We start from the raw sequence: 18,755 nt of genomic DNA on the forward strand, positions 1-18,755 counted from the left end.
CGGGAAGCGGCTGGCCGAGATCACCCGGGAGTCGTACAACCTCGACGCCAAGATGAACGCGACGATGACCGAGCGGTTCGGCGTGGCCGGGGCGCTGCTGGTCAAGCTCTTCGGCTCGCCCGAGATCGAGGCCCGCCGCTTCGCCGGCCGGGCCGAGCGGGTCCGCGACATCGGCATCCAGTCGGCCATGTACTCGCGGACGTTCTTCGTGGCGATGCTGCTGGTCGCCTCGCTGGCCCAGGCGCTGACCTACGGGCTCGGCGGCTGGCTCGCGGTCACCGGCGCGGTCAGCGCCGGCACGGTGGTCACCCTCGCGCTGCTGCTCACCCGCCTCTACGGCCCGCTGACCGCGCTGTCCAACGTCCGGGTGGACGTGATGAGCGCGCTGGTCTCCTTCGACCGGGTCTTCGAGGTGCTGGACCTGCGCCCCGGCATCGAGGAGAAGCCGGACGCGGTGCCGGTGCCGCGCGGCAACGGGCGGGTCGAGTTCCGCGACGTGCGGTTCCGCTACCCGGCCGCCGCCGAGGTGTCGCTGGCCTCGCTGGAGGAGGTCGCGACCCTGGACCGCACGGTCAACGAGCCGGTGCTCAAGGGCGTGTCGTTCGCCGTCGAGCCGGGTCAGATGGTGGCCCTGGTCGGGCCCTCCGGCGCCGGCAAGTCGACGCTGTCCATGCTGATCTCCCGGATCTACGACGTCACCGACGGCGAGGTGCGGGTCGGCGGCGTGGACGTCCGCGACGCCACCCTCGCCTCGCTGCGCGACGAGATCGGCGTGGTCACGCAGGACTCGCACCTGTTCCACGAGACGATCGCCGAGAACCTGCGCTACGCCAAGCCGGACGCCACCGACGACGAGATCTGGGCGGCGCTGGCCGGCGCGCAGGTCGCCGACCTGGTCCGGGCGCTGCCCGAGGGGCTGGAGACGATGGTCGGTGAGCGCGGCTACCGCTTCTCCGGCGGCGAGAAGCAGCGCATCGCCATCGCCCGGCTGCTGCTCAAGGCGCCGTCGATCGTGATTCTCGACGAGGCCACCGCCCACCTGGACTCGGAGAGCGAGGCCGCGGTGCAGCGGGCGCTGGCGGTCGCGCTGACCGGGCGTACCGCGCTGGTCATCGCGCACCGGCTCTCCACCGTCCGCGACGCCGACCAGATCCTGGTCCTCGACGACGGCCGGATCGTGGAGCGGGGCCGGCACGAGGAGCTGGTCGCGGTCGGCGGGCTCTACGCCGAGCTGTACCGCACCCAGTTCGCGGTCGCCGACTCGCCGGCGCCGTACGCGGCGACGGAGCCCGAGCCGGTGATCACCACGGTGCCGCTGGGCACGTACGTCGCCCAGGAGGCGCTGCCGCCAGCGGCGTCCAACTAGCCGGCGGCGTCCAACTAGCCGGCGGCGGCCAACTAGCCGGCGGTGGCCGCCCGCAGCTCCCCGAAGGCCGCCCCGAGCGTCTCCGGGGTGAAGTGCGCGTTCAGGCCGCTCGGGTTGGGCAGCACCCAGAGCCGGGCCCCGGCCAGCGTCTCCGGCTGCGGGCCGAAACCGGCCTTCGGCCGGGCGAACCCGATCCGGTACGCCGTCACCCCGACCACCGCCACCCAGGCCGGCCGGTAGTGGGCGACCTTGCCGGTCAGGATCTCCGCCCCGGTCACCAGCTCCGCCGGGGTCAGCTCGTCGGCGCGGGCGCTGGCCCGGGCCACCATGTTGGTGATGCCCAGGCCGAGGCCGGGGAGCTGGGCCTGTTCGCTCGGGTGCAGCTGGCGCGGGGTGAAGCCGCCCCGGTGCAGCGCCGGCCAGAAGCGGTTGCCGGGTCGGGCGAAGTGCCAGCCGGTGGCCGCCGACCAGAGCCCGGGGTTGATGCCGACGAAGAGCACGTCCAGCCCGGGCGCGATCAGGTCCGGAATGGTCCGGTCGGCCGCTGCGGCCAGCTCGTCCTTCGTCGGCCGTCCCGCGCCGGAGGCCCCCCGCATCGCACCGGAGGCCCTTGGCATTTCGTCCGGCTGCGCACCGGTGGGCGGCCGACCGGACGTCGGCCCCGGCCGTCGGCCGGACTGGGAGCCCCGTGGCCCGGATCCGGCCCGGGCAGCCGGCCGACCCGGCCGGGCACCGGCCGGATCGTCGGAGCGGTCGGCGGGGCTCACAGGCCGCGCAGCGCGCCGCCGTCGACCGGCACGGTGACCCCGGTGACGTAGCTCGCGGCGGGGGAGAGCAGGAACGCGGCGACCCGGCCGAACTCCGCCGGGCCACCGATGCGCCGCAGCGGGATGCCGGCCTCTGCCTCGGCCCGGGCCGCCTCGGCGTCCCCGGTGGCGGCGAGGAGTTCCCGGTTGCGGTCGGTCATGATCCGTCCGGGCAGCAGGCCGAGCACCCGCACGCCGCGCGGGCCGTACTCGTCGGCCATGTCCTTGGCCACCCCGGCCAGGCCGGGGCGCAGGCCGTTGGAGATGCCGAGGCCCGGCACCGGGCCGCGGGCCGAGGTGGAGAGCACCAGCCCGATCGCACCGCCGTCGGTGAGCGCGCCGGCCACCGTACGGGCGGCGCGGACGCTGCCGAGGAAGACCGTCTCGAAGGACTGCCGCCACTGCTCGTCGGTCGCCTGGGCGGCGGTGCCGCGGGGCGGGCCGCCGACCGAGACCAGCGCGCCGTCCAGCCGGCCGAAGTGCTCCCACGCCGCCACCACGAGCCGCTGCGGCGTCTCCGGGTCGGCCAGGTCGGCGGTGAGCCCGATGGCGTGCCCGGGACCGCCGAGCCGCTCGACGGCCTCGGCGACGCGCTCCGGGGCGCGGGCCGAGAGGACCACCCGCGCGCCGTCGGCCACGAGGCACTCGGCGGTGGCGAAGCCCAGGCCGCGGGAGGCGCCGGTCAGCACGTACACCCGGTCGGTGAGTCCGAGATCCATACCGCCGATCCTGCCGTACCCGCCTACCGGCCACACCGGGTGGGCGGTCAGCGCCGGGCGGGGCGCAGCAGGCGTACCCGACCGGCGAGCTGCACCGCGACGGCGCCGCCGGCGCGGGCGACGGCCGGCAGCCGGCGAGGTCGCGGCGGGTGGTGCCCGTCGTAGCGGCTGCCCGCCTCGCGGGCGACCAGCTCCTCCGCGCCGAGCGGGGGCAGCGTGCCCCGCTCGCGCAGCGTGCGGGCCAGGTCCCAGCCGTCGCGCAGCGAACCGTTGGTGGGGCGGTCGGCCGCCCACTCGCGGAAGGTGTCCCACCAGGCGTCGTCGAGGGCGGCGGCGAGCAGCGGCCAGTGCCGGGCCACCTCGCCGGCCCGCTTGCCGAGCAGGGCGATCCGGGCGGCCCGCACCGGCCCGGGCGCGAAGCCGGCCGGCAGCGGCGCCCCGGCGACCAGCGCCGCCACCAGCGCCGCCTGCCGGGCAGCCAGTTCGCCGCCGGGCGGACCGGGGGCCGTCCGGTCGCTCACGTGACCACCGGGAATCCGGAGGCGGCGGCGAGCGCGTCCAGCTCGGCCCGCAGGGCGGGCGCGGGCGGGTAGTGCCCGTCGCGTTCCAGCAGCAGCGCCGGGGGCCGGCGGCGGGCGCAGAGCGCGCCGACCAGGTCGAGCACCTCCGGCGGCACCGGGTCGGTGTGCGTGTCGTGGTAGAAACCGCCCCGCTCGGCACCGCCGGCCACGTGCACGTAGGCGACCCGGTCCAGCGGGAGCCGGTCGAGCAGGGCGAGCGCGTCGCCGCCCCGGTTGCGGGCGTTGGCGTGAACGTTGGCGACGTCGAGCAGCAGCGTCGCCCCGGTGGCGTCCAGGATCTCGGTGAGGAAGTCCGCCTCGTCCAGCTCGTCGTCGGGCCAGTCGAAGAGCGCGGCGATCGGCTCCAGCGCGATCGGCACCGGCAGCTGCGCCTGCGCCCGCCGGACGTTGGCCACCACCGCGGCCACCGCCTCCCGGGTGCGCGGCAGCGGCAGCAGGTGGCCGGCCTCCAGGCCGCCGGCCCGGACGAACGCGATGTGCTCGCTGACCAGCGGCGCGTCGAGGAGTTCCGCGACCCGGGCCAGGTGGGCCACCCGGGCCGGGTCGACCGGTTCCGCGCCGCCGAGGGAGAGCCGCACCCCGTGCGGTACGACCGTGACGTCGCGCCCGCGCAGCTCGCCCAGCCCCGGCGGGAGCGGGCCGGTCGACGGGACCGACTCGGCCACCACCTCGACGAAGCGCAGCCCGGGCAGCTCGGCGACGAACCCGGCGATCTCCGGCCGCCAGCCGATGCCCACCCCGCTCGGTCCGGTCATCCGCCGCACCCACCGCCGCCGCCGCAGCCGCCGCCGCCACCGCAGGAGCTGCCGCCGCCGCCACCGCAGGAGCTGCCGCCGCCGCCACCACCGCAGGAGCTGCCGCCGGTGCCACCGCTGCTGTTGAACGCCTGCCGCTGGATCTCCGCCTGCTCGGCGAAGCCCGGGTCCAGGGCCCAGAGCGAGGCGGTGCCGAACAGAGCGACCCCCATGGCCGCCCCGGCCGCGCCGTAGGTGGCGTAGGCGGGTGCGGACGCGGGGGAGAGGTGGATGTTGCTCCGGCGCAGCTCGCGCAGCGCGGCGTCGGCCGCCCGGGTCCGCCACGGCACCCGGGCGAGCAGCACCAGCGGGACGATCAGGGCGAGGACGGCGAGCAGCAGGAAGCCGACCGGTCGGTCGTTGGCCAGCCCGGCGGCGATCCGGGCCGCGCCGAGCGCCATCAGGGCGAGCACCAGCCACGCGCCGCGCCGGGCCGTGGCGCGCTGCTCGGGGTGCAGCGCCAGGCCCTGCCGCTGCAGGCCCTCGCGCAGCTCGGTGAGGGCGCGGGACACCCGCTGGTCGCGGGCCAGCTCCCGGGTGTGCAGGTGGTTGCGGGCGGCGTGGTGGACCGCCTGGTCCAGCGGGGTGACGCCGCTGGGCAGGGGACCGCCGGTGGCGAGGCGCCGGTCGGGACCCACCCCGACCGCGCCGCAGCCGCGCAGGCCGCCGAGCGCCGTCCAGATGGCGAGCTGGTCGCCGCCGTTGAGGTACGCGACCTGCTGCGGCCCGAGCTGGCCGGCCCCGGCCGCCGGCTGCCCGGCGAGGATCCGGGACCGGTAGACGATCGAGCCGACGACGACCACCAGGGCCGCCAGCAGATAGAACCGGAGGAACGTCGGGCCGGAAATGCCCCAGGTGTCGGCCGCCAGCATCATGGCTCTGCTCCTGTCACGCGAGGGGACCGCGGCCTCATTGTGGAGCAGGGCCGCCACGCGCCGACCGCCGTGCGGGGCGAGTTACCAAGCCGATACGTCCGGCGGTCAGCGCCGGCGCACGGCCTCCTCGACCAGGTCCAGCACCGGGCCCAGGTCGCCGGCCGGTCGGCCCATCGCCAGGTGCAGCACCAGGCCGTCGTACGCCAGCTCCAGGAACTGGGCCAGCACGTCGATCGGGACGTCCTCGCGCAGCACCCCGGCCTCCCGCTGCCGGACCAGCCGGTCCCGGGTGGCCTCGGCGATGGCGGCCGAGCGCTCGGCCCAGCGGCGGGCGAACGCCGGGTCGGTGCGCAGCCGGCGGGAGACCTCCAGCTGGCTGCCCAGCCAGCCGGTGGTGTCGGGGGAGATCGCCCGGGCCAGCAGGTCCCGCATGACCTGGACGAGGCCGTTGCGGGCCACGGTCTCCACCATGGCCGCCGCGTCGTCCTCGGCCACGGCGAGGAAGAGCGAGTCCTTGTCCCGGAAGTGGTGGAAGATGGCGCCCCGGGACAGCCCGGTGGCCTCCTCCAGCCGGCGCACGGTGGCTCCCTCGTAGCCGTGCCGGGCGAAACAGGCCCGCGCCGCGGCGAGGATCTCCTGTCGGCGCGCGTCGAGCTGGTCCTGACTTACTCTGGGCACGGGTCGATCGTTCCAGCTGACCCTGCGTTACGCAAACCGTACGTACGGCTTGGGATCTTGCGTGGTGGGACGAGCCGGCGCGGGCGATCCGGTTAGGATCGGCGGGTGACGACGCCCCCGGTCGCCTCCGCCCCCCTTCCGTCCGCCCCACTGACCGTCGCCGCCGTGCAGGCCGACCCGGTCCCCGGCGACGTGCCCGGCAACGCGCGGGTCGCCGCCGGCCTGGCCGCCCGGGCCGCCGGTGCCGGCGCCCGGGTCGCTGTGCTGCCGGAGCTGTTCCTGCCGGCGTACCATCCGCCGACGCTGGCCGCCGATCCGGCCGGCACGGACGTGGCCGCGACCGGTGACGGCGCGGTCGACGACCCCCGGCTCGACCCGCTGCGGGCCGCCGCCCGCGACAACGGGATCACCCTGGTCGTCGGCGCCGCGGTCCGCCACCCGGACGGCCGCCGGACCATCTCCGCCCTGGTCGCCGACCCGACCGGCGCGATCCGGGTCGGGTACGACAAGCAGCAGCTCTGGGGCGGCGAGCGGGAGCTGTTCGACGCCGGCCGGCGGGGCGCCACCCTGCTGGTCGACGACTGGCGGCTCGGGCTGGGCATCTGCTACGACGGGTGCTTCCCGGAGCACGCCCGGGCCGCCGCGGCCGACGGCGCGCACGGCTACCTCTGCCCGAGCGGCTACCTCGCCGGGTCGGCGCACCGGCGCGACCTCTACTACGCCGCCCGGGCCCTGGACAACACCATGTACGTCGTCTTCGCCAACGCCGTCGGGGGTGCCGACCCGTGGCGGTTCAACGGTGGCGCGGCGGTCTACGACCCGGAGGGGCGGCCGCTGGTGCGCGGCGCCGACGACGGTGAGGCCGTGCTGGTCGCCACCCTGGACCCGGCCGCGCTGGCGGCCACCCGCTCGGCCCACTCGATGCTCGCCGACCGGCCCGCCGACCAGGGGCTCCCCCGAACGGCGCTGCCGGCCTGACGGACGTCGCCGACCGCCCGGCCCTGTCGACGGCGACCCCCTCTCCCGTAAGGTGCCCGCGTGCCGCTGCTCCTGCTCGATCTGGACAACACCCTGCTCGACCGGGCGGGTCCGTTCCGCGCCTGGGGTGAGCGGTTCCTGGACAGCATCGGCGCGCCTCACACCGACATCGACTGGCTGCTCTCCATCGACGCCGACGGGCTCACCGACCGGTGGGACGTCGCCGACGCCATCCGCGACCGGTACGCGCTGCGCATCCCCTCCATCGACCTGGTCGAGGAGCTGCACGACGGGGTGGTGGCGAACACCCGCCTCGACCCGTTGGTCGCCTGCGCGCTGCGGATCGCCGACGACGCCGGCTGGGTGCCGGTGGTGGTCACCAACGGCTCGGTCCGCCAGCAGGACGCCAAGATCCGGGGGACCGGGCTGGACCGGTACGTCGCCGACTGGGTGATCTCGGAGGAGGCCGGGGTCAGCAAGCCCAATCCGAGGATCTTCGCGCTCGCCGCCCAGCGGGCCCGGATGCCGCTGCGCGGGGCGTGGGTGGTGGGGGACAGCCCGGAGGCGGACATCGGCGGGGCCGCCGCCGTCGGCCTGCCCAGCGTCTGGCTGCACCGGGGGCGTACCTGGCCGGACAACCGGTTCGCCCCGACCCGCACCGTCGACTCGCTGATCGCCGCCGTCGCCACGGTGCTCGCCGCCTGAGAGCGGGTTCGAGAAGCATCGGACGGTGGTCGGCCGCGATCAGGTGCCACGGCACCTGTCCGGCCTGGAATCATGGCGCGGTGAGTCAGTACTTCCAGGTCGGCGATCTCGTGTTGTGGAATCCGTCCCACACCGTCGCGCAGCTGTTCGCCCGCATGACCGAAGCGATGGTGCCGGTCGCCGGATGTCCGTCAGGCGTCGGGCCGGACACCGGACGGGACGAGTACGAGATCGACCCGGACACCTTCGCGGCGTTCGTCGACGTGCTGACCGCGCGGTACCTGTCGACGAACCACCCCATCCTCACGGCGATGCTTGTGGGATACCTCCCCGCCGCGCTCGTGATGGTCCAGCGCAGCGGCCGTGACGTGGCGGCGCTCGGGCGGCCGATCGCACGGGACAACCAGGATGTCTCGCTCAATCGCGACGCGTTCGACCCAGACGGCGACCGGCAGCGCCTCGTGGGCCTGGCCGAGAGTCACGCCCGGGCGATGCCCCACTGAACGGGTGCCACCGGGTCCGGTAATTCGGTTGCCGCCGGATCGGGCGTCGGCCAGCATGGGGCCGCGCGGGTGCGCAGCCGGGTCGAGCCCGGTCGAGGAGAAGGAGGTCGGTCATGGCCGTCTTTGCAGGGTCGTTCCACCTGCCTCCATCAGCCTCGATCAAGGGATCACCACTTCCGTGCGCGAACACGACCTCCCGGCGCCGCAGCGCCGTGGCCGCGGCAAGAGCCGCTTCGACGACGACGAACCACACTTCCTGAAGCACGGCCGGCACGTCGAGCCGGCCCTCGTCGAGCCCGACGACGAGCCCGAGCCCGAGGACCGCTGGTCCTCCTGGGACGAGGCCGTCCACGGCCCCGAACCTCACCCCGAGTGGCTGGTCACCGAGCTGGCCGCCCGGGACACCGAGCTCGGTGTGCTCAAGACCGGCAAGGAGGCGGACGTCCACCTCGTCCGCCGCGCGGTGCCGGACACCGACCGGTCCTGCCTGCTGGCCGTCAAGCGCTACCGGGACGCCCAGCACCGGCTCTTCCACCGCGATGCCGGCTACCTGGAGGGGCGCCGGGTGCGGCGGTCCCGGGAGAACCGGGCGATGGCCGGGCGTACCGCGTTCGGCCGGCAGATGATCGCCGGGCAGTGGGCCGCGGCCGAGTTCGCCGCCCTCAGCCGGCTCTGGGAGATCGGCGCGGACTCCGGGCGGATCGCCGTGCCCTACCCGGTCCAGTTGATCGGCACCGAGCTGATGCTGGAGTTCGTCGGCGACGCCGACGAGGGCGCGGCGGCGCCCCGGCTGGCCCAGCTGCGCCCCGAGGCGGGCGAGCTGCGCTCGCTGTGGGAGCAGATGGTGGACGCGCTGGTCGTGCTGGCCCGCGCCGGGTACGCCCACGGCGACCTGTCGCCGTACAACCTGCTGGTGCACCGGGGGCGTCTCGTCATGATCGACCTGCCGCAGGTGGTCGACGTGGTGGCCAATCCGCAAGGGCCGGAGTTCCTGGCCCGGGACGTGAAGGTGGTGGGCGCCTGGTTCGCCGCGCGGGGAATGCCGGCGGCCGAGGTCGACCCGGCCGAGCTGACCGGTCTGCTGCTGCGCGAGGCGGGGATCCGCTGATCCGGGTACGCCCCGGACGGTCCGGTGGCCGTCCGGGGCGTACCCGCCTCGTCCGCCGGGGTCGCCGCCCGGCGGGCCGCGCTACTGGAGGTAGCGCTCGACCTCCGGGATCGGGCGCTCGCCCTGGGCTTCCGGGTCGCCGTGCGCCCGTCGGGCCGCCCGGCGGCGGCGCAGCAGGTCCCAGCACTGGTCCAGGGACTCCTCCAACGCGCGCAGCCGCTCGCGCGCCTCGTCGTCGGTGCCGGACTCGTTGGCCTGCGCCGCGGAGCGCAGCCGGTGCTCCTCGTCGACGAGTTCCGAGATCCGGTTCAGGATGGTGGTGTCGTCCATGCCCCTGAGCCTGGCACAGGGCGCCCCGGCGCGCCCGGATTCGCACCCCCCGGACGGCGCCGCGTCGGGGTAGGTTCCCCCACCATGGCCCCTGTCGTACGCCCGCTGCGTCCCGCCGACGTGCCGGCGGTCGCCGAGGTGCTGGCCGCCGCCGCGCCGTACCAGATGATGACCGAGGAGTGGCTGAGTTGGCGCCTCACCGGCGCGCCGGCCGTCGAGCGGTTCGGCGTGCTGGTCGCCGAGAGCGCCGGGACGGTGGTCGGGGCGGCGCGGACCGGGCTGCTGCACGAGAGCGCGGATCCGGGGCTGGGCTTCGCCAACCTCTCGGTGCACCCGCAGCGGCGTGGCGGGGGTGCGGGCACCGCGCTGCTCGTCGCCGCCGAGCGGCGGCTCGCCGAGCTGGGGGCGGTGGCCGCGTACGCGCAGGTGGCCGACGATCCGGCCAGCACCGGCTTCGCCGAGCGGCGCGGCTACCGGCGCGGACGGCGGGCCGAGTTCCTGCTGCTGGACCTGGCCGAGGCGGAGCTGCCGTCGGCCCCGGCGCTGCCGGCCGGGGTGCGGCTGCTCGCCGCGGCCGAGCTGCCCGACCCGCACCCGCTCTACCTGGCCGACCTCGACGCCTCCCGGGACGAGCCGGGCGAGGTGACGATGGACGAGATCAGCTACGCCGACTGGCGGACCGCCTACTGGGAGCGCCCCGACCTGGACCGGGACCTGACCACGGTGGCCGTCCGGGACGGGGAGGTGCTCGCGTTCGGCTTCGCGCTCACCGACGGCCGGACCCGCTACCGGTCGGGGATGACCGGCACCCGGCGCGGGCACCGGGGCCGGGGGCTGGCCCGCGCGGTCAAGCACCGCTCGCTGAGCCGCGCCCGGGCGGCCGGGCTACGGTACGCGTACACCAGCAACGACGCCGGCAATGTGCCGATGCTCACGCTGAACCGCGGATTAGGTTACCGGCCGGTGGCCGCCGAGTGGCGCTACCTGCGCGATCTGCCGGGCTGACGTCCGGTAAGGACCGTGCACAGTGGACGGCCTTCGTTGACTGTGAGAATTTCTCCGGACGCAAAATCTGGAAAAGCCTTTTCATCAGTGACATGCTCACCGCAATCGTCACGCGCCATCACCACGGCACCACGCAGCGCGAGGCGGTGCGGCACCGGAGGAGGGCCCGTGCAGGTGAGCCATGACTGAGTCGACCGCCCCGGTTCACCGCAAGCCGCACGTCGCCACCCTGCGTCGCACGTTGCCCAAGCTGCTCCGCGACCCGCTGGGCACCCTGGTCGGCCTCGCCGACGCGACGCCCGGGCAGGTCGTCCGGCTGAACCTGGGCACCATCCGGCCGTACCTGGTCACCGAGCCGGCGCACGTCCAGCACGTGCTGCGGGACAACGCCGCGAACTACACCCGGGCCGGCGACAGCATGCTGTGGCGGTCGGTCCGGAAGCTGGGCGGCGACGGCATTCTCTCGGAGGGTCCGAAGTGGGAGGCGAGCCGGCGGCGGCTCCAGCCGCACTTCACCCCGAAGCGGCTCGACGCCGCCGTGGCCGACATGAGCCGGGCGATCAGCGACGCCGTGGCCGAGCTGGCCGGCCCGGCGCGCGACGGCACGCCGGTCGACGCGGCCGCCGAGGTCTCCCGGATCATCTGCGCGGCCGTCAGCCGGGTCTTCTTCGGCGCCAAGATCGACACTGCCGACGCCAGGCGGGTGGTCGTCGAGCAGAACACCGTCGCGACCGCGCTGCGGTTCCGGCTGCTCGCCCCGTTCCTGCCGGACGCCGTGCCGATGCCCGGCGACCGGGCCTTCCGTCGGGCCGTGCGGAACATCGACGAGATCCTGCTCCCGCTGGTCCGCGCCGAGCGCGCCAACCCCGAGGGCGGCGACGACATCCTCGCCGCGCTGGCCCGGGCCAGGGACGCCGACGGCAACAAGCTGGACGAGCGGCGGGTCCGCGACGACGTGGTGTCCACCTTCGCCACCACCACCGAGACCACGTACACGGTGCTCACCTGGCTCTTCCCGCTGCTGGAGCAGGTGCCCGACGTCGCCGCCCGGCTCTACGAGGAGATCGACCGGGTGGTCGGCCCCGGCGACGTGGTCACCCGGGAGCAGGTCGGCGAGCTGCGCTACACCCGGATGGTGCTGGACGAGCTGCTCCGCGCCTATCCGTCGGGCTGGCTGGTCCCGCGGACGGCGGTAGCCGACGACGTCATCGGCGGCACCCGGATCTCCGCCGGCGCGACGATCGCCCTCAGCCCCTACGTCACCCAGCGGCTGGCCCGGTTCTGGGACCGCCCGGAGGTCTTCGACCCGGAGCGCTTCGCCCCCGACGCGCCCCGGCGCGCGCACCGCTACGCCTACTTCCCGTTCGGCGGCGGCGCCCACCAGTGCATCGGGCAGTACCTGTTCCAGCTGGAGGCGACGCTGATCCTGGCGACCCTGTTCAGCCGGTTCCGGTACCGGCTCTGCGAGCCCGGGATGCCGGCACCGCAGCTCGCCGCGTCCCTGCGCGCCGGGGGGCCGGTGCCGCTGATGCTCACCCCGCACCGACAACCGGCCCTGGCCTGACGACCGTGGCACCTGACGTACGGGCGATCGACGAGCTGCGGGAGGCCGCCGGGCACGGACGGATCTGCGCCCTCGCCGCGCAGGGCCAGCGGGACCTGCAACGCTGCCTGGCCGCCCATCCGGCCCTCTTCGCCGCCGGGCCCTTCGACGCGGCCCTGGCCAGCAGCGTCGCCCTGGCCATCGCGTTCAGCGCCCCCGAGTGCGACGCCGCCGAGCTGCGCTTGACCAACCGGGCGGTGCTCTGGGGGTTCGCGCTGGACTGGCAGGTGGACCACCTGGCCACCTCCGCCGCCGAAGTCGACCAGCTGGTGCGCCGGCAGCTCGCGGTCGCCGCCGGGGCGCCCGCGACGGTGGACGACCCGCTGGGCCGGTTCCTCGCCGAGTTCCGCGCCGACCTGGCCGCCGCGCCGGCCTTCGCGACGCTGGGCGGGGCGTGGCGGGAGGCGGTGCGCCGGACGCTGGAGGCGATGCGGCGGGAATGGCACTGGCGCACGGCCGGCCGCGACGGCCGGCTGCCGCTGCCGTCGCTCGCCGACTACCTGGCCAACGCCGACAACCTGGCCTGCACGGTGGTGAACGTGGGGCACTGGATCTCCACCGGCGACCCGGACGCACCCGACCGGCTCGATCGGCTGGTCGCCGCCAGCGACGCGGTGCAACGCGCCCTGCGGCTGGTCAACGACCTGGCCACCTACGAGCGGGACCTGCGCTGGGGCGACCTCAACGCAATCATGCTGGTCGAGGACCGGGCCGTGGTCGAGCGGGAGCTGACCGGCCTTCTCGCGCGGGCCACCGACCTCCTCGACGAGCTGCGCGCCGACTGCCCCCGGGAGGCGGCCTACCTGACCCGGCAGCTCGGCTACACCAGCGGCTTCTACCGGTCGACCGACTTCTGGGGGGTGGCGTGAGCACGGAGGCGCTGGCCCGGGACGCCGCACCGCCGGAGGATCCCGGGTACGCGATGGCGGCGGGCGAGCTGGTCGCCGGGCTGACCGTCCGTCCGGCGGGCCGTACGTCGGCGTCGCCGTACGAGACCGGCCGGCTGGTCTCCCTGGCGCCCTGGCTGCCGCAGCACGCCGAGCGGATCCGCTTCCTGCTCGCCGGGCAGCGTCCGGACGGCGGCTGGGGCGGGCCGGAGGGCTACGCCCTGGTGCCCACGCTGAGCGCCGTCGAGGGGCTGCTCGCCGCGCTGGAGCGGGACGCCCCCGTCGGCTGGTCCCACGACGGCGTGCGCAACGCCGTGGACCGGGCGCTGCGCCTGCTGTACGACCGGGCGGCCGGCCCGGCGACGTATCCCGTGCCGGACCTGCCGGCCGCTGACCTGATCGTCCCGGCGCTGGTCGAGCGGATCGGCGACCGGCTGGCCGAGCCGCCGGCGGCGCTCGCCGACCGGCGCCCCGCCGGCCCGCCGCCGCTGCCGGCCGGCATGGACTCGCAGCGCCTCGACCGGGTACGCCTGCTCGCCCGGTCCGGCCGTCCGATGCCGCCGAAGCTGTTGCACGCGCTGGAGGTGCTCGGCCCGGCGGCGCGGCGGCTGCCCACGGTGACCCCCACCGGGTCGGGCGCGGTCGGCGCCTCCCCGGCCGCCACCGCCGCCTGGCTCGGCGGCCCCGACGGGAGCCCACCAGCCAGCGTGGACTACCTGGGCCAGTCGATCGCCGGCCACGGGGGCCCGGTGCCCTGCGCCACCCCGATCACCGTCTTCGAACGCTCCTGGGTGCTCGCCACCCTGGCCCGGGTCGGCGTACCCCTGTCGGTGCCGGCCGGGATCCTCGCCGAGCTGCGGGCCGCGCTCGGCCCGGACGGCGCCGCCACCGGGCCGGGCCTGCCCACCGACGCCGACACCACCGCGGTCACCCTGTACGCGCTGGCGCGGCTGGGCCAGCCGGCCGACCCGGCGTGCCTGGCCGGGTACGACACCGGGGAGCACTTCTGCACCTGGCAGGGGGAGAACGGCGCGTCGGTGACCACCAACGCGCACGTGCTGGAGGCGCTGGGCCGGCAACTCGGCGACGGTGGCCCCCGGGCGGCGGGGGTGGTGCGCCGGCTCACCGGCTGGCTGCTCGACCGGCAGGAGGCCGACGGCCGGTGGTCCGACCGCTGGCACGCCTCGCCCTACTACGCCACCTGCTGCGCGGTGCTCGCCCTGCGCGACCACGGCGGTCCGTCGGCCCGGCCGGCGGTGGAGCGGGCGGTCGGCTGGGTGCTCGGCAGTCAGCAGCCGGACGGCTCCTGGGGGCGATGGGCCGGCACGGCGGAGGAGACCGCGTACGGCCTGCTCGCGGTCCTGGCGGGGCGGCCCTCGCCCTCGCTCGACGCGGCCGTGGCGGCAGCGGCCGGCCGACTGTCCGTTATGGACGATGAAGGCGACCGCCCTCCACTGTGGCACGACAAGGACCTGTACCATCCTGGACAGATCGTACGGGCGGCCGTGATCGCCGCGCGCAAGGCGGCGGGCGACCGACTGCGCGATGGCGCCCATACCCCGACAGACCCCTGGTCTGCACTGCTTGAGTGAACTTCCGGACACTGCTAGCGTGCGCCGGGGCCGGGGTCGCGCTATTCGGCCGATCCGAAACGTGAATCAGGACCGGCGAGGGACGGGTGTGATGGGTTCCCGCAGTGCAAGTCTGCGCACCAAGGTTGTGGCCCTGCTGGTCTCGCTGGCCGCGCTCTGGGCTTTCGCGGCCTGGGTGACCCTGCGCGACGGTCTCAACGTGCTCGGCGTGCAGACGCTCGACGCGCAGGTCGCCGAGCCGAGTGAGTCGCTGCTCACCGAACTCCAGCGGGAACGCCGGATGTCGGCGGCCTACCTCGGCCGCCCGAGCCAGGAGCAGGCGGAGCAGCTGCGCGAGCAGCGCCGGCGCAGCGAGGAGCGGGCCGCCGACTTCGCCGAGTCGGCCCGCAGCTCGCGGGCCCGGCTCGCCTCCAGCGACGAGCTGGTGGAGCGGATCGACGAGGTGGTCACCCGGCTGGACGCCCTGGGCGCGGTGCGGGACGCAGTGGCCACCCGCGCCGTCGACCGGGCCGGCGCCGTCGACTCGTACACCGGGGTGCTCGACTCGCTGTTCCGGGTGTACGCCTCCCTCGGCAAACTGGACGACGAGCAGATCGCCAAGGACACCGCCACGCTCACCCAGCTGGTCCGGGTGCGGGAGCTGATGTCCCAGGAGGACGCCCTCTTCGCCGGGGTGGCCGCCGCCGGCCGGATCAGCGACCGGGAGTACGCCCAGTTCGCCCACCTGGTCGGCGCGCAACGGTTCCTCGCCGGCGAGGCGCTGGCCGAGCTGCCCGACGCCGACCGCGAACGCTACGTGCGGATGACCGACGGGCAGTCCTTCGTCCGGCTGCGGTCGATGGAGGACCGGCTGGTCCGGGACGGCCGCCCCAACGCGCCACTGCCCGTCGAGGCCGACGACTGGCAGGCCGCCATCGCCCCGGCACTGCAGGAGCAGGAGGCCACGGTGCTGGCCAGCGGCGACGCGCTGGTCGACCGGGCCACCCCGGTGGCGATCTGGGTGATCGTCCGGATGGTGCTCGCCGCCGGCCTCGGCCTGATCGCCGTCATCGCCTCGGTGATCGTCTCGATCACCACCGCCCGCGCCCTGGTCCGGCAGCTCGAACGACTGCGCGAGGCCGCCTTCCGGCTGGCCAACGAGCGGCTGCCCGGCGTCGTGGAGCGGCTCGGGCACGGCGAGCAGGTCGACGTCGCCACCGAGGCGCCACCGCTGGAGTTCGGCGACGACGAGATCGGCCAGGTCGGCAAGGCGTTCAACGTGGTGCAGGAGACCGCCGTGCGGACCGCGGTCGAGCAGGCCGAGCTGCGCCGCAACGTCCGCGAGGTCTTCCTCAGCCTGGCCCGGCGCACCCAGGCCCTGGTCCATCGCCAGCTCACCCTGCTCGACGCGATGGAGCGCCGCGAGCAGGACGCGGAGGAGCTGGAGGACCTGTTCCGGGTGGACCACCTGGCCACCCGGATGCGGCGCAACGCCGAGAACCTGATCGTGCTCTCCGGGTCGACCCCGGGCCGTGCCTGGCGACGCAACGTGCCCATGGTGGACGTGGTGCGCGGCGCGGTCGCTGAGGTCGAGGACTACACCCGGGTCAACGTGCTGCCGCTGGGGCCCGTCTCGCTCGCCGGTCGGGCGGTCGGTGACGTGATCCACCTGCTGGCCGAGCTGATCGAGAACGGGCTCGCCTTCTCCCCGCCGCACACCTCGGTGGAGGTGCGGGGCCAGCTGGTCGCCAACGGCTTCGCCCTCGAGATCGAGGACCGCGGCCTCGGCATGACCGAGGAGGACCTGGCCGCCGCCAACGACCGCATCGCGGACCGCTCCGAGCTGAACCTGGCCAACGCGTCCCGCCTGGGCCTCTACGTGGTCAGCCGGCTGACCGAGCGGCACGGGGTGAAGGTGCAGCTCAAGGAGTCCGCGTACGGCGGCACCACCGCCATCGTGCTGATCCCCCTCGACCTGGTGGAGACCGGCCAGGACGCGAACACCTCCGGCGGCTTCCCGGTCGGTACCGGGTCGGTGCCGCCGGTCGCCGCCGCCGAGAGCACGCCGGCCGGGGCGCCGGCGGCAGGCAGCGACACCGCCGCGGACGGCGATCCGGTGAGCACTCCGGCGCTGCCGGTCCGGGCCGGGACCGCACCGTCGCCGTCCACGTCGGGGCTGCCCACCCGGTCCCGGACCGGGGCGGGACAGGGTGCTCTGACCGCTCCCACCGTGCCGACCGGCCTGCCGACCACCGTGGCCCGGACCGCCGCGCCGCAGCGGCCCGTGGCCGTCCCGACGCCGGTCGACGCGGCCGTGCCGGAAGCGACCACCGAGGACCGGGCGCCCGCCGGCACGGACGACCGGACGCCCGCCGGCGCGGACGACCGGACGCCCGCCGGCACGGACGACCGGACGCCGGCCGGCGCGGACGGCCGGGTGACGGATTCCGGCCTGCCGGTGCGGGTACGGCAGGCCAACATCGTGCCGGAGCTGCGCGCTGAGCAGGCGGCGACCGACGACGAGCCCGACGAGCAGGCGGCGCGCGTGCCGGAGCAGGTGCGCAAGATGATGAGCTCCTACCAGACGGGCACCCGGCGTGGCCGGACCGATGCCGCCCGCCTGCTGGGAGGCGCCGCCACCGGGGCGCGGTCCGGCAACGGGCCGGAGAACGGGGACGGTCAGGCGACCTGACGGCGGCGCGAGGAGAAGCAACCGCGCGACGGGGCACGGCAACACCGACGTACGGCGACACCAGCCGGGGGAGAAGAGGACGACGAGTGGGGCAGAAGACGGCTTCGAGTGCCGACCTGACGTGGCTGCTGGACGATCTGGTCGGTCGGGTCAAGCAGGCCGAACACGCCGTGGCGCTCTCCTCCGACGGCCTGCTGATGGCCTCGTCGAGGGGGCTGAGCCGGGACGACGGTGAGCACCTGGCGGCGATGGCGGCCGGGATCCAGAGCCTGGCCCGGGGCGCGGGCAAGCGATTCGGCGGCGGGCAGGTCCAGCAGACCATCATCGAGATGCAGTCGTCGTTCCTGTTCGTGACGGCGGCCGGGCGCAACGCCTGCCTGGCGGTGCTCGCCGCCGAGGACGCCGACGTCGGTCTGATCGCCTACGAGATGGCGATGCTGGTGACCCGGGTGGGCAAGTTCGTCGCGTCGCCGACCCGGGGGCTCGACCAGCCGGCCGGCGGGAAGTAGCGGCGATGAGGGTCGAGGGCGGTTCCGAGGACAGGTGGGTGGACGACCACGCCGGGCCGGTGGTCCGGCCGTACGCGGTCACCCGCGGCCGGGCCCGCCCGGTCACCGGCACGTTCGACCTCATCTCCCTGGTGACGGCGACCCGCGCGGATGCCGGCGCGGAGTCCGGGCTGGGCCCGGAGCACCTGGCGATCGTCGCGCTCTGCCAGCGGATGCAGTCCGTGGCGGAGGTCGCCGCCCATCTGGACCTGCCGGTGGGGACCGTCCGGGTCCTCCTGGGCGACCTGATGGCCCGCGAACTGGTGATGGTGCGGCCGCCGCGCGGCAGCGCCGGCCTACCTGACGAAAGCGTCTTCGAGGCGGTGATCAATGGACTACGGGCACTCTGACCGGCCGGCGGGAGCGCCGCCGCTGCCCACCGCGATCAAGATCCTGATCGCCGGCGGCTTCGGCGCGGGCAAGACCACCATGGTCGGCTCGGTGAGCGAGACCAGGCCGCTGCGCACCGAGGAGGTGCTGACCGAGACCGGCATCGGGGTCGACGACCTGTCCGGTGTGGAGGACAAGACCACCACCACGGTGGCGATGGACTTCGGCCGGATCACCATCAGCGACGACCTGGTGCTCTACCTCTTCGGCACCCCCGGCCAGGACCGGTTCTGGTTCGTCTGGGACGAGCTGGCCCTGGGCGCGATCGGGGCGGTGGTGCTGGCGGACACCCGCCGGCTGGCGGACTGCTTCCCCTCGATCGACTACTTCGAGGAGCGGGGCACCCCGTTCGTGGTGGCGGTGAACTGCTTCGAGGACGCCCGGCGCTACCAGTTGGACGAGGTGCAGGCGGCGCTCAACCTGGACCCGGGCGTGCCGGTGCTGCTCTGCGACGCCCGGCAGCGGGAGTCCAGCCGGGACGTGCTGGTCACGCTCATGGAGCACGCCATGAAGACCCGGGAGGCCCGCCGCCGGGAGGACTGACCGCCCCCGCGCCGCGAGCGCCGGGCACCCGCACCGACGACACAGGGCCCCTCCCCGCCAGCGCGGGAAGGGG

The 18,755-nt window shown here is 75.3% G+C and carries 20 protein-coding genes; 13 read left to right on the forward strand and 7 right to left on the reverse strand.

Annotated features, from left to right (window positions below; translation table 11 throughout):
* Positions 1–1,366, forward strand: a 1,366-nt coding sequence (locus tag FHX75_RS00005; protein WP_154936042.1) for an ABC transporter ATP-binding protein, incomplete at its 5' end; no start/stop codon positions are given.
* 32 nt (positions 1,367–1,398) lie between these two features.
* On the opposite strand, the gene mug is transcribed toward FHX75_RS00005, so the two are convergent.
* From mug to FHX75_RS00035, 6 genes are all read right to left on the reverse strand, one after another.
* The gene (gene mug / locus FHX75_RS00010) at positions 1,399–1,962 is read right to left on the reverse strand and encodes a G/U mismatch-specific DNA glycosylase (RefSeq protein WP_246157461.1); all 564 of its coding nucleotides are present in this window, start codon (positions 1,960–1,962) and stop codon (positions 1,399–1,401) included.
* A gap of 167 nt (positions 1,963–2,129) precedes the next feature.
* Positions 2,130–2,891, reverse strand: coding sequence for an SDR family oxidoreductase (locus FHX75_RS00015; protein ID WP_154936044.1), 762 nt, complete (start codon positions 2,889–2,891; stop codon positions 2,130–2,132).
* Positions 2,892–2,938: 47 nt separating this feature from the next.
* Positions 2,939–3,412: an SCO6045 C-terminal-like domain-containing protein gene (locus FHX75_RS00020; protein WP_154936045.1), complete on the reverse strand. Its 474-nt coding sequence runs from the start codon at positions 3,410–3,412 to the stop codon at positions 2,939–2,941.
* A complete protein-coding gene (locus FHX75_RS00025; protein ID WP_154936046.1) occupies positions 3,409–4,227 on the reverse strand; it encodes an MbnB/TglH/ChrH family RiPP precursor modification enzyme in 819 nt (272 codons plus the stop codon). The genes FHX75_RS00020 and FHX75_RS00025 overlap by 4 nt, the downstream gene beginning before the upstream one ends.
* On the reverse strand, positions 4,224–5,138 hold the full coding sequence (locus FHX75_RS00030) for a TIGR04222 domain-containing membrane protein (protein WP_154938611.1): 915 nt from the start codon (positions 5,136–5,138) through the stop codon (positions 4,224–4,226). Before FHX75_RS00030 ends, FHX75_RS00025 begins: the two co-directional genes overlap by 4 nt.
* 108 nt (positions 5,139–5,246) lie before the next feature.
* A complete protein-coding gene (locus FHX75_RS00035) occupies positions 5,247–5,819 on the reverse strand; it encodes a TetR/AcrR family transcriptional regulator (protein WP_154936047.1) in 573 nt (190 codons plus the stop codon).
* Positions 5,820–5,924: 105 nt separating this feature from the next.
* On the opposite strand from FHX75_RS00035, the gene FHX75_RS00040 reads away from it, so the two are divergent.
* The 4 genes from FHX75_RS00040 to FHX75_RS00055 all read left to right on the forward strand — a co-directional run bounded on the left by FHX75_RS00040 (position 5,925) and on the right by FHX75_RS00055 (position 9,113).
* Positions 5,925–6,797, forward strand: a complete 873-nt coding sequence (locus FHX75_RS00040) for a carbon-nitrogen hydrolase family protein (protein WP_154936048.1) — start codon at positions 5,925–5,927, stop codon at positions 6,795–6,797.
* A 60-nt stretch (positions 6,798–6,857) separates the two neighbouring features.
* Positions 6,858–7,502 (forward strand): HAD family hydrolase, encoded by a 645-nt coding sequence (locus tag FHX75_RS00045; RefSeq protein WP_154936049.1) that lies wholly within the window; start codon positions 6,858–6,860, stop codon positions 7,500–7,502.
* 80 nt (positions 7,503–7,582) lie between these two features.
* Positions 7,583–8,005, forward strand: coding sequence for a DUF6086 family protein (locus FHX75_RS00050; protein WP_246157463.1), 423 nt, complete (start codon positions 7,583–7,585; stop codon positions 8,003–8,005).
* 178 nt (positions 8,006–8,183) lie between these two features.
* Positions 8,184–9,113, forward strand: coding sequence for a serine protein kinase RIO (locus FHX75_RS00055; RefSeq protein WP_154936050.1), 930 nt, complete (start codon positions 8,184–8,186; stop codon positions 9,111–9,113).
* Positions 9,114–9,194: 81 nt separating this feature from the next.
* Here FHX75_RS00055 and FHX75_RS00060 read toward each other — a convergent pair whose 3' ends face one another.
* Positions 9,195–9,443, reverse strand: a complete 249-nt coding sequence (locus tag FHX75_RS00060; RefSeq protein WP_154936051.1) for a DUF2630 family protein — start codon at positions 9,441–9,443, stop codon at positions 9,195–9,197.
* Positions 9,444–9,527: 84 nt separating this feature from the next.
* Here FHX75_RS00060 and FHX75_RS00065 point away from each other — a divergent pair, with 84 nt between their 5' ends.
* The 8 genes from FHX75_RS00065 (at position 9,528) to FHX75_RS00095 (ending at position 18,682) form a co-directional block, all read left to right on the forward strand.
* A complete protein-coding gene (locus FHX75_RS00065) occupies positions 9,528–10,448 on the forward strand; it encodes a GNAT family N-acetyltransferase (protein WP_154936052.1) in 921 nt (306 codons plus the stop codon).
* A 181-nt stretch (positions 10,449–10,629) separates the two neighbouring features.
* Complete coding sequence (locus tag FHX75_RS00070; RefSeq protein ID WP_154936053.1) at positions 10,630–12,012, forward strand: cytochrome P450; 1,383 nt, start codon at positions 10,630–10,632, stop codon at positions 12,010–12,012.
* Positions 12,013–12,017: 5 nt separating this feature from the next.
* Positions 12,018–12,920, forward strand: coding sequence for a terpene synthase family protein (locus tag FHX75_RS31330; protein ID WP_246157465.1), 903 nt, complete (start codon positions 12,018–12,020; stop codon positions 12,918–12,920).
* Positions 12,917–14,530, forward strand: a complete 1,614-nt coding sequence (locus tag FHX75_RS00075) for a prenyltransferase/squalene oxidase repeat-containing protein (protein ID WP_246157467.1) — start codon at positions 12,917–12,919, stop codon at positions 14,528–14,530. The genes FHX75_RS31330 and FHX75_RS00075 overlap by 4 nt, the downstream gene beginning before the upstream one ends.
* A 91-nt stretch (positions 14,531–14,621) precedes the next feature.
* Complete coding sequence (locus FHX75_RS00080; protein WP_154936055.1) at positions 14,622–17,201, forward strand: sensor histidine kinase; 2,580 nt, start codon at positions 14,622–14,624, stop codon at positions 17,199–17,201.
* An 86-nt stretch (positions 17,202–17,287) separates the two neighbouring features.
* Complete coding sequence (locus tag FHX75_RS00085) at positions 17,288–17,710, forward strand: roadblock/LC7 domain-containing protein (protein ID WP_088961283.1); 423 nt, start codon at positions 17,288–17,290, stop codon at positions 17,708–17,710.
* 5 nt (positions 17,711–17,715) lie between these two features.
* Positions 17,716–18,099, forward strand: a complete 384-nt coding sequence (locus tag FHX75_RS00090) for a DUF742 domain-containing protein (protein WP_154936056.1) — start codon at positions 17,716–17,718, stop codon at positions 18,097–18,099.
* Positions 18,080–18,682, forward strand: coding sequence for a GTP-binding protein (locus tag FHX75_RS00095; RefSeq protein WP_088961285.1), 603 nt, complete (start codon positions 18,080–18,082; stop codon positions 18,680–18,682). The genes FHX75_RS00090 and FHX75_RS00095 overlap by 20 nt, the downstream gene beginning before the upstream one ends.
* Positions 18,683–18,755 lie beyond the last annotated feature (73 nt).

The sequence above is a fragment of the Micromonospora palomenae genome (assembly GCF_007829925.1).
GTDB classification, from domain to species: domain Bacteria; phylum Actinomycetota; class Actinomycetes; order Mycobacteriales; family Micromonosporaceae; genus Micromonospora; species Micromonospora purpureochromogenes.

Coding starts and splice junctions, on each gene's coding strand:
- mug (WP_246157461.1), bottom strand. CDS start 1,962: ATGCGGGGGGCCTCCGGCGCGGGACGGCCGACGAAGGACGAGCTGGCC.
- FHX75_RS00015 (WP_154936044.1), bottom strand. CDS start 2,891: ATGGATCTCGGACTCACCGACCGGGTGTACGTGCTGACCGGCGCCTCC.
- FHX75_RS00025 (WP_154936046.1), bottom strand. CDS start 4,227: ATGACCGGACCGAGCGGGGTGGGCATCGGCTGGCGGCCGGAGATCGCC.
- FHX75_RS00030 (WP_154938611.1), bottom strand. CDS start 5,138: ATGCTGGCGGCCGACACCTGGGGCATTTCCGGCCCGACGTTCCTCCGG.
- FHX75_RS00060 (WP_154936051.1), bottom strand. CDS start 9,443: ATGGACGACACCACCATCCTGAACCGGATCTCGGAACTCGTCGACGAG.
- FHX75_RS00065 (WP_154936052.1), top strand. CDS start 9,528: ATGGCCCCTGTCGTACGCCCGCTGCGTCCCGCCGACGTGCCGGCGGTC.
- FHX75_RS00070 (WP_154936053.1), top strand. CDS start 10,630: ATGACTGAGTCGACCGCCCCGGTTCACCGCAAGCCGCACGTCGCCACC.
- FHX75_RS00080 (WP_154936055.1), top strand. CDS start 14,622: ATGGGTTCCCGCAGTGCAAGTCTGCGCACCAAGGTTGTGGCCCTGCTG.
- FHX75_RS00090 (WP_154936056.1), top strand. CDS start 17,716: ATGAGGGTCGAGGGCGGTTCCGAGGACAGGTGGGTGGACGACCACGCC.
- FHX75_RS00095 (WP_088961285.1), top strand. CDS start 18,080: ATGGACTACGGGCACTCTGACCGGCCGGCGGGAGCGCCGCCGCTGCCC.